This window comes from Pseudomonas sp. PS01301, assembly GCF_029960215.1.
Classification (GTDB): Bacteria; Pseudomonadota; Gammaproteobacteria; order Pseudomonadales; family Pseudomonadaceae; genus Aquipseudomonas; species Aquipseudomonas coleopterorum.
In genome coordinates, this window is the sequence record NZ_JASCPM010000009.1 from 52,201 (window position 1) to 71,621 (window position 19,421).

Sequence of the window (19,421 nt, forward strand, 5' to 3'; positions counted from 1 at the left end):
TATCAGACGACACTGATACCGCTCTGCACCCACAGATGGTGCGATGGATCCTCCTGCGCAGTGTAGACGTTGTACTGCACGCCATTGTCGGTCTGGATGGCGCCCGGAGCCCAGGTCGCGCCGGTCATGTGCACGGTGTCGTGGCTGTCGCCCAGAATCAGCAGCTTGTCGGTGCTGGCGTCGGTGACCGACAGCAGATCGCTCAGGCTCAAGGTCAGGTTGACCTTGCTCGACTGGTTCAGGTCGATGACCTCGATGTTGTTGATGCGCGCGGCCAGATTGCTCAGGTCGATGTCGGCATCGCCGCCGTTCCACTTCAGGGTGTCGATCCCGGCACCCCCATCCACCGAGGCGAAAGCCTGGTCGTAGATGACCAAGGTGTCGTTGCCTTCATGCCCCTGCAGGGTCAGCGCACCGCCCTGGGCTCCATCGAGCACATCGTCGGCCGAAGTGCCCTGCTGGTCGTGCAGGTCGCTGCCGGCAGCGGCGACGTGGACGGCGCTGGCATCGTCGCTGTCGAACGACGCCAGGCGCGCGAAGCTGGTCGGCGCAGCCGCGTTGCTGAGGTTGATGGTCAGGGTCGCGGTATCGCTCGCCCCGGTCGGATGGTTGAGCTGGTAGGTGAACACGTCGCTCTGCCCCACCGCCGTGCCGCTCTGGTTCAAGGTCGGCGTGTAGGCGTAGCTGCCGTCGGCGTTGACCAGCAGCGCGCCGTGGGCACCGGCGATGCTCACCCCGTTCACCCCCGGCAGCACGAAGGCCCCGGCGCTCAGGACGCTGAGCGAGGTGTAGGGAGAGCCCACCACATCGGCGCCCACACCGGTCAGCAGGTTGCCCGTGGCAGTGGTCGCGCTGCCGACGACGAAGGTGTTGGTGGAAGTCGCTTCCTGGCGCACGCTCGCAGTGTAAGTCGATCCGACGCCCAGGCCGCCGTTGGTGATCGTCAGGCGGTAGGTACCCGCCGTCTGGTCCTCGACCCGCACTCCCAGGCCTGCGCTACCGACCGCGATCAGGTTGGCGCCCGAGTAGGAACCCACCTGCACGTAGCTGCCGTTAGCCTGCAACTTGGACAACACGAAGTTGACCGGCGACAACAGCGACAGGCCGCTGCCGGTGACGGACAAGGTCAGGTCGCTGGAGGTGTTGGGTGCCACATTGAAGGTAAATTCGCCGCGACCGCCTAGCGTACCGCTGGTGTAGCTACCTAAGGTAGCCGTGTTGTCAGTGAACTGGCCAACCAGACTCAAAGCGCTCGTTGCGGTGTCGTTGACGGCATCCACCAGCGTGGCGTTGGCGGCCAGGTCATCGGGGTTCCACACCTCGGTGACGTTGGCGCTGTCGATGCGCACATACAAGTGAGCACTGGAGCTCAGGCCGTTGGGATGCACCAACTGGTACTGGAAGTCCTCGACCTTGCCCACGCTGGCGACAGCCCCGCTCGGGTTGTAGGTGTACTTGCCGGTGGCATCGATGGTCAGTTGACCGTACAGCCCCTGCACCACGGTGCCTGCACCGGCGCTCACGTAGATACCGTTCTTGAGCACCTGCAGCACCGCACCGTTGTCCGGCCCGGTGCGGTCGGCCAGGCCGTTCACGCCGGGATCGGTGACGACGTTACCGTTGAGCGCGGTGGGCGTGCCGGTGAACTGGGTCAGGCTGGTGGTGGAGAACTGGATCTGGGTGGTCAGGCTGTCGAGCAGCGACACCAGGTTGCTGGCCACGGTCAGCCGGTAGTTGCCAGCTTGCAGCGGGCTGATGTCGGCCTGGACCTGGTTGGTGCCCAGTCCAATCAGGTTGAGCAACTGCGGATTGGTGACGCTGTTGGCCAAGGTAACCCAATTGCCTGCAGCGTTCTGCACCTCCAAGGCGAAGGCCGAAGCAGGCAACACACCGAGCGCCGCATTGTTGGTCACTGTGATCAACGGATCGGTCACGGTACCGGAGGCGACAGTAAAGCCGAAGGCTTTGACTTGGCCCAGCAGCAGGCTGACGCTGGTGTTGGTGTAAGTGCTGTCCACCGTCACCGGGGTGATGTTGACGGTTGCCGTCGCCAGGTTGCTGGAAGCGATCACCGGTTCGTTGACGTCGATGTCCGGAGCCACCACCGCTGCACCGGCGCTGACGTTGCCGCGTGCATCGGTCAGGGTGACGCTCAGGCGTTCGCCGTTGATCTGCGCGGCGTTCAAGGCCACGGTGAACGTACCGTCGGTGCCGACGGTGACAGGCGCGACATTGAGCACGACGCCGTTGGCGGCTTTGACGCTGACAGTGGCGCCGAGCTCGCCGGTGCCGCTCAAGGTCAGGCCATTGCCAGCCACGGCCAGCCCGCTGGCCACGTTCGGCGGGGTCAGGTCCGGCGCTGTGGTGGTGGTCGCGGGTGAAACGTTGGCTGCAGCGTCGGCCTGAGTGACGGTCAGGACCTGGCTGTTGATCTGCGCGGCATTGAGCGTAACGCTGTAGGTGCCGTTGGCAGCGACCACGGCAGTACCCAGGACGCTGGCGCCGCTGCGCACGCTGACCGTGGCACCCGCCTCGCCTGTGCCCGAAACCACGGTGCCGCTGGCACTGATGGTCGCGGTGGGCGCAGCCGGAGGTGTGGTATCGGCCACACCCAGTTGACCCGCAGCGGACACGTTGCCAGCCGCGTCGGTCAGCGTCACCCGCAAAGCGCCGCCGTTGAGCTGCGGCGATGCCAGGGTCACGCTGAACAGGCCCAGGCCATTCACCGGCCCCTCGGCCAGCAAGGCATTGTTGGCGCCGTAGACTTTTACGGTGCTGTTGGCCTCACCCACACCCGTGAGGCTGACGCCACCGACCAGCACCAGTGCGGTCGGTGCATTCGGCGCGGTTGCGTCGCGGGCCGTCAGCGCAGTGACCGGCGATGTCAGCCCGGCGGCGTCGGTCTGCACTACAGTCAATTGCTGACCATTGAGCTGCGCGGCGCTGAGGTTGACGCTGAAATTACCGCTGGCGTCGACCACGGCAGTGCCCAGAGCCACGCCACCGACGCTGACGGTCACCCGCGCGCCCGCCTCGCCCTGCCCGGTCACGGTGCTGCCAATGGTCGCCAGGGCCACATTGACCAAGGCAGCAGGAGGCGTGGTGTCGAGCGTCAGGAACGGCGTTGCCACCGACACATTGCCCGCCGCGTCGGTCAGCTTGACGCTGAGCAACTGCCCATTGAGTTGCGGGCTGCTCAACGTCACCGCGAAGGTGCCGTTGGGCAGTACGGTAGTGTTGCCGATGGCCACGCCCACTGCGTTGTAGACCGTAGCGATGGCACCTGCTTCACCGGTGCCGCTGAGGGTCAGCCCGGCATTGCCCAGGCCGGTCACTACCGGCGCGACGGGCGCGATGATGTCCGGCGCGGCGACCGTCACAGCTGTGGAGACGTTTTGCGCCGCATCGACCTGAACCGCCGTGAGTACGCCACCGTTCGCCTGTGCCACCGGCAGCAGCACGGCGAAGGTGCCGTTCGCGCCAACCAACCCGGTTCCGACCACCACGCCGGCGCCATTGCTGACCCGCACGGTAGCGCCCACCTCGCCGCGACCGGTGACCACGGTACCGGTACCGTTGACGTTCAGTTCGGTGATCGGGACCGGCGCGGTGCTGTCCACGGCAGTGAAGAAGGTCGCCACCGACGTCAGCGCGCCTTTGGTCGCGTGCAGTTCCAGCACCTGGCCGTTGGCTTGCGGCGGGTTCAGGGTCACGGTGAAGGTGGTACCCGTGGCGATCGCGCTGCCCAATACGGTTCCACCGGCGTTGCGCACGATCACCGTGGTGCCGGCCTCGGTGGTGCCGGTGAGGGTCACACCATTGCTGGTGATGGCGCTTGCCAGCGGAGCCGCGGGTGGCAGCTCCAGGGGAATGTTCAACGCAGCGCCCGCCGACGGATTGCCTGCCGCATCGGTCTGGATGACCGTGAGCAATTGCCCGCCCAGCGCAGCCGGCACCAGCGGCACCTGGAAGTTGCCGTTGGCATCGACTACAGCGGTGCCCAACACGACAGGCGTCTGGCCAACCACCAGCCCGACACTGACGGTCGCCCCGGCCTCGCCCTTGCCGGTCAACAGGGTACCATCGGCATTCACCACCAGTTGCGTGGCCAGGCTTGGCGGGGTGATATCAGGGACGCTCAAGCGTGCCAGTGCCGACTTGTTGCCAGCGGCATCCTGGGCATACACCTCCAGGGTCCCGCCGTTGAGTTGGGCCAAGCTCAGCGGCACGCTGAAGGTGCCGTTGGTGCCGACCAGGACATTGCCCAGCGACGCACCCTGCGCGTTGGTCACGAACACCCGCGCACCGGCTTCGGCCGTGCCGTTGAACACCAGCCCGTCGACGCTCAGGCCCAGGCCGGTCGGCAGCGCCGGCGGCGTGAGGTCCGGGGCATTGACGGTGACGCCTGTGGAGACATTTCCCGCAGCGTCGCGCTGAACCAGCAGCAAGGCCTCGAAGTTGGTCTGCGGCGTGCTCAGGGTCACGCTGAACGTACCGTCGGCGGCCACGACTGCCGTGCCCAGCGATGCGTTGAGCGGGCCGGTGACGCTGACTGTCGCGCCGGCCTCGCCACGCCCGGTGACGATTCGACCGTCGGCGCTGACCGCCGCCAGCGTCAGGGCCACAGGCGCGGTGACGTCGGGTACCGAGAAGTTGAATGGCAACGAGACGTTGCCGGCCACGTCGGCCTGGGTCACGACCAGCAACTGGCCATTGAGTTGAGGGGTGGCCAAGTTGACCGTAAAGAGACCGTCGGCATCGGCCGTCGCTGCGCCGATCTGCACGCCCAGCACGTTCTTGACCACGATGCGAGCCAGGGCTTCACCGCTGCCGATGAGTTGCAGACCGTTGCTCGACACCGTCAGGTTGACCAAGGCGCTCGGGGCCTGGAGGTCGCTGGCGGTGACGGTGACCGCCACCGAGGCATTGCCTGCGGCATCGACCTGGCGGACGCTGAGCACCTCGCCATTGATCTGCGGCACGCTCAGGGTGACGCTGTAAGTGCCGTCGGCGCTGACCGTACCGGTGCCCACCGAGACGGTGAGGTTGTTGCGCACGACTATCTGCGCGCCGGCCTCCCCTGTACCTGTGATCAAGGTGCCATTGGCGTTCAGCGCCAGAATGGTCGGTGCCGCTGGTGGTGTCACATCAGGGGCGGTCAGACTGCCCGGCCCCGACACATTGCCGGCCGCGTCGGTCAGGGTCACCACCAGCGACTGACCGTTTTGCTGCGCTGGCAAGGTGACCTGGAAAGTACCATCAGCACCCACCGTGGTCGCCGCGCCCAGCGTTGCGCCTGCCGCATTCTTGACGATGACAGTGGCGTTGGCTTCGCCCAGCCCGCTGAGCACGGTGCCACTGCCATTGAGCGCCAGTTGCGTGGGGGCTGACGGAGGCGTCAGGTCAGGCGCGAAGATCGGCGTGCTCGCGCCGACGTTGCCGGACAGGTCCGTCTGCGCGACGGTCAGCGGTTGGTTGTTGATCTGCGCTGGCGACAAGGTCACCACGAAGCTGTTGTCGCCCGCCACCTGCGCGGTGCCCAGTACCACGCCCGCGGCATCCTTGACCGTCACGGTCGCCCCAGCCTCGCCACGCCCGGTCACGGTCGCCCCAGTGGTGAGGTTGATCGCCACCTGGGTCAGCGGATCGGGTGCAGTGGTGTCTGGCGAGTTGATCGTCGCGATTGGCGAGACGTTGCCCGCTGCGTCGACCTGCACCAGGTTCAGCGGCTCGCCAGTGGTGACGGCCGGCGTCAGGATGATGTTGAAATTACCTGCCGCCGACACCGTGCCACTGCCCAGTTCGGTCCCGTCCAGGCGTGTCACGGTGACGACAGCCCCCGGTTCACCCTTGCCGTTCAGCACGCTGGTCAAAGCGCCGTCGTTGCTGATGGTGATGTTGGTCAAGGCCACCGGCGCGGTGGTGTCGCCGGCCAGCACGGCGCCTGGCACCGACACGTTGCCCGCAGCATCGGTCAGGGTCACGCCCAGCGCCTGGCCATTGACCTGCGCCTGGCTCAATACAACCTGGAAACTACCATCGAGCAGCACTGTGCCCGTACCCAACACGATGTTCTGAGCGTTGCTGACCGTGACCTGCGCACCTGGCTCCCCGCTGCCGGTGAGTACCAGACCTTGGTTGATCACAGCCAGATCGACAGGCGCCGACGGTGGCGTACGGTCGCCGGCCAGGGTGACGAGCGCCGCCGAGGTGTTGCCGGCCGTGTCGGTCTGCACCACGCTCAAGGCTTGGCCATTGAGCTGCGGCGTGGTCAGGTTGGCGGTAAAAATTCCGGTCACGGCCACAACGGCGGTGCCCAGAATGACATTGCCGGGGCCAGTGACGACCACGGTGGCGCCGGCTTCGCCACGACCGGTCAACAGCGTGCCGTCAAGGCTGACCGACAGCTCGGCGAGGTTGGTCGGCGCCGTCACATCCGGCGCTACCAATTGCGCGGGCAGCGAGGTCAGCGCGCCGTCGGCGGCAGTGACCTGAAGGATCTCGCCATTGAGCTGCGCGGTGGCAAGCTGGACCTGGAAAGCCCCGTTGCCATCGACGGTCGCCGTACCCAGCACGGTGCCTTGCAGGTTGCGCACGGTGATCAGGTTGCCGATGTCACCCTGGCCAACCACCTGCAGACCGTCGGTGCTGAGCACCAGCGCCGTCGGCACATCAGGACCGTTGATGTCGGGCGTGGTGACGGTGGCGATGGCTGAAACGTTGCCGGTCTGGTCGGCCTGGGTAACGCTGAGCAGGGTGCGGTCTACGGAGACCGGATCGAGGGTGACCGTGAAGTTGCCATTGGCATCGACCGTGGCCGTGCCTACGGACAGACCGCCCGCCCCCAGCACCGTGACTCGGGCACCGACCTCGCCCTTGCCGGTCAACAGTGTCCCATCGGCGCTGACCACCAGGTTGGTAACCGGATCGGGCACCGTGATGTCGGGTGCGACCACAATGGTTGTCGAGGACACATTGCCGGCCGCATCGGTGGAGGTGACCAGCAGCGTCTGCCCATTGTTCTGCGCTGCATCGAGCACGACCTGGTAGGTGCCGTCGGAGGCGACCGTGGCGGTCCCCAGGACATTGCCTTGAGCATCGCTGACGATCACCGTGACCACGCTGCCCGGTTCCGCCGTACCTACCACGGCGCCGCCGTCGAGCTCCACGGTGGCGCTCGGCGCCACGGGCGGTGTGCTGTCCACCGCAGGCACCAGCGCCGTCGGCGAAACGTTGCCCGCCGCGTCGACTTGCGACACCGCAAGATTGCCGCCGCTCAGTTGCCTCGCAGTGAACGGCACAGTGAAGGTGCCGGTGACACCGATGACCACGTTGCCCAGTACATCACCATTGGGTGCAATGACCGTAACCGTCGCGCCCACTTCACCGCGACCGGTCAATTGGGTGCCATCTGCACTGGCCACCAGATCGGTCAGCGCCTCCGGCGCGGTCACATCGAGCGCCTGGAATGGCGCAGGTACCGAGACCTGCGCACCCAGGCTGGCAACCACTTCAAGCCGTTCGCCGTTGAGTTGCGCGGCCGACAGCAAGATCGTGAACGCACCGTTGGCGTCGGCCACGGCCGTGCCCAGCACCACACCAGTGGCACTGCGCACGGTCACGGTGTTGCCGGCGTCGGCCTGGCCGCTCAGTTGCAGGCCATCGGTAGTGAGCACCAAGGCGCTCGGTTGATCCGGCCCAGTACCGTCCGGTGCAGTGATGTTCAGTGCAATCGACGGATTACCGGCAGCATCTTGCTGCACCACCGAGAGCACGGCGCCAGGAACGACGGGGGTAGTCAGGGTGACGATGAAGCTGCCGCTGGCACCGACCAGGCCGGTACCGATGGGGTTCCCGCCAGCATCGCGCACGGTCACTTGAGCACCTGGCTCGCCGCGCCCGGCCAGCAGGTCGCCGTCGGGGCTGATGACCAGACCGGTCACCTGCGCCGGTGGCGTGATGTCCGGCGCAAACAGCGTGGTGGTCGCCGATACATTGCCTGCCGCATCGGTCGAGGTCACCAGCAAGGTCTGGCCGTTGGCCTGGGCTTCAAGCAGATCGATCTGATAGCTGCCATCGGGCGCCACGATTGTGGTGCCGAGTACGTTGCCCTGGGCATCGCTGACGATGACCCTGACCACGGTACCCGCCTCGGCAGTGCCGCTGACCGCCGTGCCGCCAGCATTGAGAATCGCTACCGGAGCATCGGGCAGCGTGCTGTCGCGAGCAGTGACGGTGGCTGCAGCCGACGGGTTGTTGCTACCGTCGACCTGCACGGCCGTGAGCACCTCGCCGTTGGTTTGCGCGTCGTCGAGCGTCACACTGAATGCGCCGGTGACGCCCACCGTCGTCGTGCCCAGTACGGCGTTGTCAGGGCCGCGAATGGTCACGGTGGCTCCTGCTTCGCCGCGCCCGCTGACCTGGGTGCCGTCGAGGCTGACCTGCAGGTTGGTGATGAGACCGGGAGGCGTGATGTCGGCCACGGTGATCAGTGCTGGCAACGACACCAGGGCGCCGCTGGTGGCGACGACTTCCAGCGTCTCGCCGTTGGTTTGCGCCGCGCTCAGTGCAACCAAGAAGTTGCCGTTGGCGTCGACCACAGTCGTGCCCAGGACTACGCCGGTCGCGCTGCGTACAGTGATGGTGTTGCCCACATCGCCCTGCCCGCTCAGGCTCAAGCCGTTGCCGCTCAGGAGCAGTGCAGTGGGTTGATCAGGACCGTTCACGTCCGGCGCCACGACGGTGGCCGCCGTCGAAACGTTGGTGGCCGCATCGATCAAGGTGACGTTGAGCACCTCGTTTTCGGTGGCAGGGCGATTGAGCGTGATACTGAAGGTGCCATTCGCACCCACCCGACCGATGCCGAGCAGATCGCCATTGGCAGCGCGCACGTTGACGGTAGCGCCTATTTCGCCCTGGCCTGCCACGGTCAGGCCATCGAGGCCGACCACCAGCGCGGTCGGTGCGTCCGGAGCGGTGAGGTCGGCGGCGATCACCGTGACACTGGTCGAGGTGTTGCCGGCGGCATCGGTAGAAGTGACCAGCAGTGTCTGGCCGTTGGTCTGCGGGAATGCCAGGTCGACCTGGAAGGTGCCGTTGGCGGCCACGATAGCGCTGCCCAGCACATTGCCCTGGGCGTCGCTGACCACCACCGATACCACGGTGCCGGGCTCTGCCTGGCCAATGACCGCACCGCCTTGGGGACTGAGCACGACATTGGTCGGTGCGGGCGGCGCTTGCAAGTCCGGGGCATTCAGGGTGACGTTAGCGGAGAAGTTGCCTGCCCCATCGACCTGAGTGACGGTCAGTTGCTGCAGGTTCACCTGCGCAGTGTTCAACGTGATCGAGAATTGACCGCTGGCGTCGACCTGGGCGCGGCCCAGTTCGGTATTCCCTACCAGTACGCGAACCAGCGCACCAGCCTCGCCACGCCCGGTGACCACTACACCATCGCCGCTGATGAGCACAGCGCTGAGGGCCGTGGGCGGTGTGATGTCCGGCGCGGTGAGCGCCACGGGTACCGAAGCATTGCCGGCCGCATCGGTCTGCAGCACGTCCAGAAGCTGGCCGTTGGCCTGCGCCGGGTCGAGCGCCACGCTGAAGGTCCCGTTGGCGGCAACCAGGGCCGAGGCGAGCACGGTACCGCTGACGGTGGTAACCGTAACGGTCGCACCCGTCTCGCCACGCCCGCTGATCATGGTGCCGTCGGCGTTGATGACCGGGGTGATCACGGCCACCGGCGCCAGGGTATCGCGGCCGATCACGCTGCCCGCCAGGGAGACGTTGCCTGCAGCATCGCTCAGCGTGACCCGCAACGCACTGCCGTCGATCTGCGGGGTGTCCAGGGTAATCTGGAAACTGCCGTTGGCGCCCACGATGCCTGCGCCGACCTGGGCGCCCACGGCATTGCGTACCACTATGTTGGCGCCTGCCTCGCCGGTGCCGGTCAAGACCGTACCGACATCGTTGAGCACCAGGGCGACCGGCGCTTCGGGCGCCGTAAGGTCCGGTGCGGTCACGGCCACACCCGGCGACAGATTGCCGGCCGTATCGGCCTGGGTCACGTTGAGCACCTGCAGGTTGGTCTGGGCTGGCGTCAAGGCGATCGTGAACGTGCCATCCGCTGCCACCGTCGCGGTGCCCACCGACTGGTTCAGCGCATCGCGCACCGTCACTTGCGCACCCGCCTCGCCCGTGCCGGTGATCAAGGCACCATTGGCGCTGATCTGCACATTGGCCAGGGTATCGGGCGCGGTGGTGTCAGCGGCCGCGAAGGGTACTGCAATCGACACGCGGCCGATCGCGTCACTGGCTTGCACGCTGAGCACTTCGCCGTTGCGTTGCGGGGTATCGAGCAGAATACTGAACGCACCTGACCCATCGACCGTGCCAGTGCCCAGCAGCACGCCGGTCGTGCTGGTGACACGAATGATCGCACCGGCCGAACCGGTGCCGGTGAGAATGGCGCCCTCCAGCGTCAGCAGCAGATTGGCCGGCGCGCTCGGGGCGCCGCCATCCGGACCGTTGACCTGGGCCGGCAACGACGGATTGCCCGCCGCATCGGTTTCGATCACGGTCAGCACGTCGCCCAGCGTGGCCGGCCGGTTCAAGGTAATCAGGAAGGTACCGCCCGCGTTCACCGTGCCGGTGCCGAGCAGATCGCCATTGGCGGCGGTGACACGCACCGTGGCATTGGCCTCGCCCGAACCGCCGAGCACGTTGCCGTCGGCGCTGACCACCAGATTGCTGACCGCGACCGGTGGCGTGATGTCGGCAGCCACCAGGGTGCCTGGCAGCGAGGTATTGCCCGCACCGTCAGTGGCTGTGACCCGCAGTGTCTGGCCATTGGCTTGGGCCGGCGCCAGCGTGATGGCGAAGGTACCGTCAGTGCCGGCCACACCTGTGCCGAGCACTTGGCCCTGCGCGCCGGTAATGCTGACGGTGGCGCCCGCTTCGGTGACACCGGAAAACAGCGTACCCGCCCGGCTCAACGACAACTCGGTCGGCGCGGCAGGCGCGGTGATGTCGGCGGCCTGCAGGGTAAACGTGGGTGAAGCATTGCTGGCGGCATCGACCTGCACCAGCGACAACGTCTGGCCATTGATTTGCGGACTGCTGAGGATGACGTTGAAACTGCCATCGGCGGCCACTAAGGCGCTGCCCAGGGGCACGCCAGCAGCGCTGCGTACCGTCACGTTGGCACCGGCTTCACCGGTACCGGTCACCACCCGTCCATCGCTGCTCAACGCAACGTTGATCAGCACGGTCGGTGGCGTGGTGTCCGCTGCGGTCACGGGTGTGGAAGGTGAAGTATTACCGGCCGTATCGCTCTGCGTGACGGCCAACAACTGCCCGGCGACCTGTGGCGTGTCCAGGGTAATCTGGAAGCGACCATTGGCGCCTACCACCCCGCTGCCGACAACGTCACCGTTGGCATTCCTGACCTGCACGCTCGCGCCCGGCTCACCAATACCACTGAGCAACAACCCGCTGCTGTCGAGTACCAGCGCAGCGGGCGCCAGGGGAATCGAGGTGTCGCCGGCCTGCACGTTGACGACCGGCGATTCATTGCCCGCCAGATCGCGCTGCAACAGGGTCAGGGTCTGGCCGTTGTTCTGTGCCTGGTTGAGGTTGACGCTGAACACGCCATTGCCATCGACCACGCCGCTGCCCAGTACCACGCCATTGCTGGCGAACACGGTGACTGTCGCACCGGCTTCACCGCGCCCGGTGACGACCAGGCCATCAGCGCTTACCAGTGGCTGCAGCACCCCTGCAGGCGCCGTCAGGTCTGGCGCGGTCACGGTGGACGGCGTCGAGCTGTTGCCGGCCGCATCGACCTGGTTCACTTGCAAGCGTTGCGCGTCGATCTGCGGCGGCGTCAAGGTCACGCTGAACTGGCCAGTGACGCCAACGGTGGCGGTGGCAATCGCCACACCGACCGGGTTGAGCACGGTCACCGTGGCACCGGCTTCGCCGCGCCCGGTGATCAGGCTGCCGTCGTTGCTGATGACCACGTTGGTCAACGCCGGCGCGGTGCTGTCCACGGCCGTGACTTGGCCAGGCAGCGAGTTGAAACCACCGGTGCTGGCAACCACATCCAGCAACTCGCCATTGGTCTGCGCAGCACTCAAAGTCAGTTGGAACGTACCATCGGCATTGACCGTGGTGGTGCCGAGCACGCCATTGGGGCCGCGTACGGTTATGGTATTGCCCGCATCGGCGAGACCGCTCAGGCGCAGGCCATCGGCGCTGAGCACCAGCGCGGTCGGTTGATCGGGTCCGTTGGCGTCGGGCACGGTCACCGTGGCCGGCAACGAAGCATTGCCAACACCATCGGTGAGAATCACGCTCAATACGGCGTTCTGCGCTACCGGCGTCACGTTGACCAGGAAGCTTCCGTTCGGCCCGACGGTACCGGTGCCGATCTGCGTGCCCTGGGCATCGAACACCGTGACCGTGGCACCCACTTCGCCTTTACCGGCCAACAGCGTACCGCCCGGGTTGACCGCAAGGTCGGTGGCCTGGGTGGGCGCCGTGAGGTCGGCGGCAATCACCGTGATGGATGTAGACACATTGCCAGCGGCATCGGTGGACGTCACCAGCAGGGTCTGGCCGTTGGTTTGCGGCGTGGTCAGGTTGACTTGGAAAGTGCCGTTGGCGGCCACGGTTGCACTGCCCAGGATATTACCCTGGGCGTCGCTGACCACCACCGACACCACCGTGCCAGGCTCGGCCAGGCCGGTCATGGCCGAGCCTTGCGCGGTCAGCACGACATTGGTCGGCGCGTTCGGCGCCTGCAGGTCGGGCGCGAGCAGGTTGACGTTGGGCGAGAAGTTGCCAGCGCCATCGGCCTGGGTCACGGTGAGCGACTGCAGATTGATCTGCGGCGTCGTCAGAGTGATCGAGAAGCGCCCATCGGTGCCGACCGTCGCCGTGCCCAGTTCGGCACCGGCGCTGGTCAAGACCCGCACCGTGGCACCCGCCTCACCCACCCCGCTGACCACCGCGCCGTTGGCACTGATGGCGACGTTGTTCAAGGCATTTGGCGCGGTGACGTCGGCGGCAATCAGTGCCACCGGCAACGACAGATTGCCGGCCGCGTCCGTCTGCTGCACATCGAGCAGCTCGCCATTGGCCTGCGCGGGCACCAGGTTGACCACGAAGCTGCCGGTCGCGCCGACCACGGCAGTGCCCAACACGGTGCCATCGGCTGCGGTCACGCTGACCGTCGCGCCCACCTCGCCCTTGCCGGTCAGCACCGTGCCCGCGACGTTGAGCTGCAGGCCGGTCACCACGCCGGGCGCGGTGACATCCGCCACTGGCAGAGCAGCGACGGGCGAAATGTTGCCGGCCGTGTCGGTCAAGGTCACCTGCAGGGTGGTGCCGGTCAACTGTGCCGGGCTCACGCTGATCTGGAACGTACCGTCGGCTGCGACGGTGCCGTTGCCGACAATCGCACCGGCCGCATCGCGCACCACGACCGTGGTCCCGGCTTCGCCCAGACCGTTCAGAATCGTGCCCTGAGCGTTCAGGCTCAAGCCCGAGGGCGCGGGCGGCGCCGTGAGGTCCGGCGCGGTCAGGCTGACCGCCGCAGACACATTGCCGCTGGGGTCGCTCTGGGTAGCCGTCAGCACCTGCCGGTCAATCAGGGCCGGAACGAAGGTGATACTGAACGTGCCATCGGTGGCGACCGTGCCGGTACCGAGCAGTCGGCCGTTGGCATCACGGACATTGACCGTGGCGCCGGCTTCACCGGCCCCGCTAAGCGTGCTGCCATTGGCGCTGAGCAGTACATTGTCCAGCGCCTGCGGCGGGGTATCGTCGAAGGCAGTGAGCAAGGTCGGTACCGACACGCGGATACCGTCGCTGGCTTGCACGCTCAGCAACTCGCCGTTGATCTGGGCGGGCGAGAGGGTCACGCTGAACTGCCCGGCGGCATTGGCGACGGCCGAGCCCAGCAACGCGCCCTGTGCATTGACCACGGTCACGGTGTTGCCGGCCAGCGCGGTGCCAGTCAACGTGGATCCGTCGAGGCTTATCACCAGGCTGCCTGGCGCGACCGGTTCGCTGCCGTCCGGGCCGTTGACGGTGACAGGAGTCGATGCATTGCCAGCCGCATCGGTCTCGATCACGTTCAACACGTCACTCTGCAGCGCGGCGCGGGTCAAGGTAATCAGGAAGATGCCATTGGCCCCCACGGTACCGGTGCCGATCAGATCGCCGTTGGCCGCACGTACCGCCACGCTGGCACCCGCTTCACCGGTGCCCGACAGCGTCAGGCCATCGGGACTGATCGCAAGGTTGCCGACCGGAACTGGCGCTGTGGTGTCTGCAGCGACCAGGGTACTGGCCGCCGAGCTGTTGCTGGCCGCGTCGGTGGCCACGGCCTTGAGGCTCTGGCCGTTGGTCTGCGGCGCGCTCAAAGTGATGCTGAACGTGCCGTTGGCGGCAACCGTGCCAGTGCCCAGCAGCGTGCCCTGGGCGTTGGTGATACGCACCGTGGCGCCGGCCTCGCCGGTACCGGTCAGCACCAGGCCGCTGGCGTCCAGCGCCAGCGTCGCCGGAGCGCCGGGTGGGGTGACATCGGCGGCGGTAACGAACGTGGTCGGCGACAGATTGCCACTTGGGTCGGCCTGGGCCACACCCAAGCGTTCGCCATTGACCTGCGCACTGGCAAGCTCGACGCTGAAGGTGCCGTCCGTGCGCACTACGGCGCTGCCGAGCACGGCGCCGTTAGCCGCGCGTACCGTGACCGTGGCGCCGCTTTCACCGGTGCCTGTCACGCTCAGCCCATCGCGGCTCAGGGCCACATTGGCCAAGGCGCCTGGCGCCGTGCTGTCGCCAGCGGTGATTGCCACCGGTACCGAGGTCTGCCCGGCGCCATCGGTCTGGGTAACTTCGAGCAATTGGCCGTTGGCCTGGGCCGGAACGAGGGTGACCTGGAAGGTGCCGTTGGCGCCGACCACGGCAGTGCCCAGCGCAACGCCATTGGCATCCACCACGCGCACGGTAGCGCCCGCCTCGCCTAGGCCGTTCAACACGGTGCCGCTGCCGTTGAGCTGCAGTGCGCTGGGCGCGGCAGGCGCATCGGTGTCAGGTGCCTGCGCGAGGGCGATCGGCGAGCGGTTGCCGGCGGCATCGCTCTGGCTCACGCTCAGGCTCTGGCCATTGGTCTGTGCCGTGTTCAAGGTGACGCTGAACAAACCGTCGCCGCCCACCGTCGCGGTTCCCAAAGCCACACCGTTGGGTGCCAGCACCGTGACCGTCGCGCCGACCTCGCCACGTCCGGTCAGGGTCAGGCCATCAGTGCTCACGGCCAACTGCGACAGCGCGGCAGGCGCGGTCAGGTCAGGCGCGATCAGATCGACAGCGTCAGCACTGTTGCCCGCTGCATCGGTCTGCGTGACTTGCAGCAACTGCGCATTGAGTTGCGGCGTGTTCAACGTCACGCTGAAGGTGCCATCGGTGGCCACCGTGGCCGTGCCGATCACGGCACCGTTGGCGCCACGTACAGTAACGGTGGCGCCGACTTCGCCGGTACCGGTCACAGTCGTACCGTTGGCGCTGATGGTCACGCCACCCACGGGGTCGGGCGCAGTCGAATCGAATGCGGTGATTTCGACCGGTACCGAGTCCTCGCCTCGCGCATCGGTGGCGACCACCGACAACACTTCGCCATTGGTCTGGGCCGGGTTGAGGGTAATGACGAAGGTGCCAGTGGCGCCGACGATGGCGGTGCCCAACAGGTTGCCTTGGGGGCCGAATACATTGACCGTGTTACCCACGCTGCCGGTACCGGTCAGCTGTACACCGTCACCGCTCAGGGCCAGATTGCCAGGCGTTTCGGGGCCGATGGCATCGGGCGCAACGACGGTCGCCGGTAGCGAGACATTGGTCGCCGCGTCGGCCTGCACGGCGGTGAGTACATCGCCTTCGACCACAGCGGGAGCCAGGCCCGTGCTGAAATTACCGTTGGCACCGACCGTAGCGGTGCCGACTATCGCGCCACTGGCGTTGGTGATGGTGACCGTGGCTCCGGGCTCACCGCGACCGGTCAGGGTCAGGCCATCGGCGCTGACCAGCAGGTTGGTGACCGCATTCGGCGCGGTCGTGTCCGGCGCCGTGAAGGGTACCGCAGGCGAGCTGTTGCCAGCGGCATCCACGGCACTCACCGTCAATGCCTGGCCGTTGGCCTGAGCCCCTGAAAGCGTGACCTGGAAGGTACCGTCAGCAGCGACCAGTGCCGTACCCAGCACCGTGCCCGCAGCGTTCTTGACCGTTACCGTAGTACCAGCCTCGCCGAGGCCCGAGAGCAGCGTACCGGTGGCGTCCAGCGCCAGGTTGCCAGGCGCCACGGGCGCTTCCAGGTCCGGCGCGGTCAGGCCGACAGTGGCCGACGCATTGCCGGCCGCGTCCTGTTGACCGACCAGCAGCGCCTGGCCGTTGCTCTGCGCCGGATCGAGGACGAGGCTGAAGGTGCCGTCGGCTGCAACCGGGCCGCTGGCCAGGACCACCCCGCCCGTGCCGGTGACGGTAATGGTGTCGCCGGGCTGGCCACGGCCGCTGACCAGAGTGCCGTCAGCACTGATGGTCACCTGGCTCAGCTCCACGCCAGCGGTAATATCGGGCGCCGTCGTTTGCACCGCGGCCGAAACGTTACCCGCCGCGTCGGTCTGGGTAACGCTGAGTACTTGCCCATCGGCCTGGGCCGGAGCCAGCGCCACGACGAAATTGCCGGCCTGGTCCACCGTAGCGGTGCCGATCACGTTGCCTTGCGCATCGCGCACGGTCACCGTGGCACCCGGCTCGCCGGTGCCGGTCAGGGTCGTCCCGTCGGCGCCAAAGCCAACGTTGCCGACGATGGCCGGAGCCGTGCTGTCGGCAGCCACGAACGGCACGGGCACCGAGTTTTCGTTATCGAAATCGGTGGCAATGAGGGTCAGGATCTCGCCATTGGTCTGAGCCTGGCCGAGGGTGATCGAGAACGTGCCGTCGGCATTGACCAGCGCACTGCCCAGCAACACGCCCTGGCTGGTGAAGACACGTACGGTGTCGCCGGCAGTACCAGTACCGGTCAGGGTCAGGCCGTCCTGGCTGAGGCTGAGGTTGTCCGGAGTGCCAGGGCCGATGTCATCGGGCACCAGCGCGCTGAGCGTGGAGGTAACGTTGCCGTTGTCATCGGTCTGCGTGGCGGTAATGGGCTCGTTGGGGGCCAGACGCAGCGCGAAGCGAATGAAGAACCGACCGAATGCGTTCACCTGCGCGCTGCCGACCACATCCCCGGCCGCGTTGGTGATGGTTACGGTATCGCCCGCCTGGCCACGGCCGCCGCAGGAGAACCCGTCGGCGCTGATGACGAACTCGGAAATAGGTTCGGAAACCGTCAGGTCCGGCACCTGCAACTGGCCGGGTAGCGACGCATTGCCCGCCGCGTCGGTGGCCACCACGCTGAGGGTTTGGCCGTCGACCTGAGGGGTATTCAAGGTGATCTGGAAACTCCCGCTGGCATTGGCCGTGCCCGAGCCGAGCAGAGTGCCCGCCGCGTCGCGCACCACCACCGTGGCACCGGCTTCGGCGCGTCCGCTGAACACCAGGCCTGTGCCATCGATGCTCAGGCCGGTAGGTGCTGCAGGCGCTTCGATGTCCGGCGCGACGACGTTGCCGGGCGCCGAGACATTGCCCGAGGCGTCGGTCAGGGTCACCTCCAGACCCTGACCGTTGGCCTGGGCGGGATTGAGGTCCACGCGGAAATTGCCATTGGCGTCCACGGTCCCGGTGGCGATGAGGTTACCGACAGCATCGGTGACGTTGACAACAGTGCCTGCTTCACCACGGCCGACCATTACACCGCCGTTGGCACTGACCGCGAGGCCCGTCGGCACCGCCGGAGCGGTGGTGTCGGGTGTTGGATCAGGGGTCGGATCAGGCGTGGGGTCAGGCGTAGGATCGGGTGTTGGATCAGGCGTAGGGTCTGGTGTCGGATCAGGGGCGGTGTCAGGTGTCAGATCGGGTGCGACCAGGCTGGCGGCCGGCGATAGGTTGCCCGCTGCATCGGTCTGTGTTGCGCTCAACGCTTCACCGTTGACCTGCGGCGGGTTCAGGACCAGGCTGAACGACCCATCGGCCGCCACCACCGCCGAACCCAGCACCACGCCCGAAGCATTGATCACGGTGACCGTGGCACCAGGCTCACCGGTACCGGTCAAGGTGGAGCCGTCCGCGGTCAGCGCCAGCCCGGCGGGCGCTGCGGGCGCCGTGGTATCGGGTGCGGTGATCACCACTGTATCTGAGCTGTTGCCTGAACCGTCGGTGATGACGACTTGCAACGGCTCGCCATTGGTCTGAGGCGCAGGAAACGCCACCTGGAAGTTGCCATCGGCATCCACCGTACCGCTGCCCACGACGTTGCCCTCAGCATCGCGAACGACTACGGATGCATTGCTTTCGCCGCGGCCTGAAACACCACTGCCATCGGCCGCGAAAATGAGCCCGGTGGGCGCGCCGGGCGCCGTGGTATCGGTCGGTGGCACCGGAGTGACAGGTGATGCCGCGCCGCCACCGCCGCCTCCACCACCGCCGCCCGATACCGCAGCACCCGCGGCACCTACGCCCGCCAGACCGAACGCGGCCAGCATCCAGCCAGGCGTGGAACCGCTGGCGGCCGCGCCGGCCAAGAGCAATTCATCGGCGGTCGAGGCTTCCGAAAAGGTAAAGCCGGTGAAGGGCTCGCCGTAGTTGGCCTGCCAGAGAAAACCATCCTGGCCTTCGAACACCAACTCGCTCTGCTGACCCGCCGCATCGACCTTGAAAAAGTCGCCGATGGTGACTTGTTCGCCAGATTTGAGGGTGACGATCAGGTTGTTGCCGGAACGCGCAGTGGAAGCGACATCGCTGGGGTCCACTGGCAGTTTGACCAGGCTGGTATCCAACAGCTTTATATTGCCCCACGCCATTTCCGAGGTGCTTTGCGCCGACTTCGCAGCAACAACGATACTGTCCATATTTGCTCCTAGCAGATTCTTGCAGTGCACCAGAGGGCACCGCACACGCAACTTCACCTGCACGCGGCGATTGCCAGCGCCAGTGATTCAAGGTGTATTCCAATAAATATCCCGAACGGGAAGTCGCTAGACGAAACGATTCATCCGTAGCAATCCCGCTGCATGATGAATAATTGACATGATTCCATGGCGAGACCACCTTAAACTTCTAACTGCCTGTCCTAGGTCGACTTTTCTGAAAACCTTATATGGTGTCGACGTTATGGCTCTGCGCCATATAAGCAATAGGCTAGTACGTCAAGGCGCTCAGGGGCTGACGATTTATAACAATTTCACGATATCAGACCGCTATCACCCAACATCGTTAATCCGGAAAAAAACAGCACAGCATTAGTTTGTGCAAAAAATAAAAAGACC

The 19,421-nt window shown here is 66.3% G+C and carries 1 protein-coding gene; it reads right to left on the reverse strand.

Translation table 11 applies throughout. The features are described from left to right. Nucleotides 1-2 precede the first annotated feature (2 nt). Nucleotides 3-19,004, reverse strand: coding sequence for a BapA/Bap/LapF family large adhesin (locus QMX89_RS06975; protein ID WP_282347589.1), 19,002 nt, complete (start codon nucleotides 19,002-19,004; stop codon nucleotides 3-5). Nucleotides 19,005-19,421: the final 417 nt, after the last annotated feature.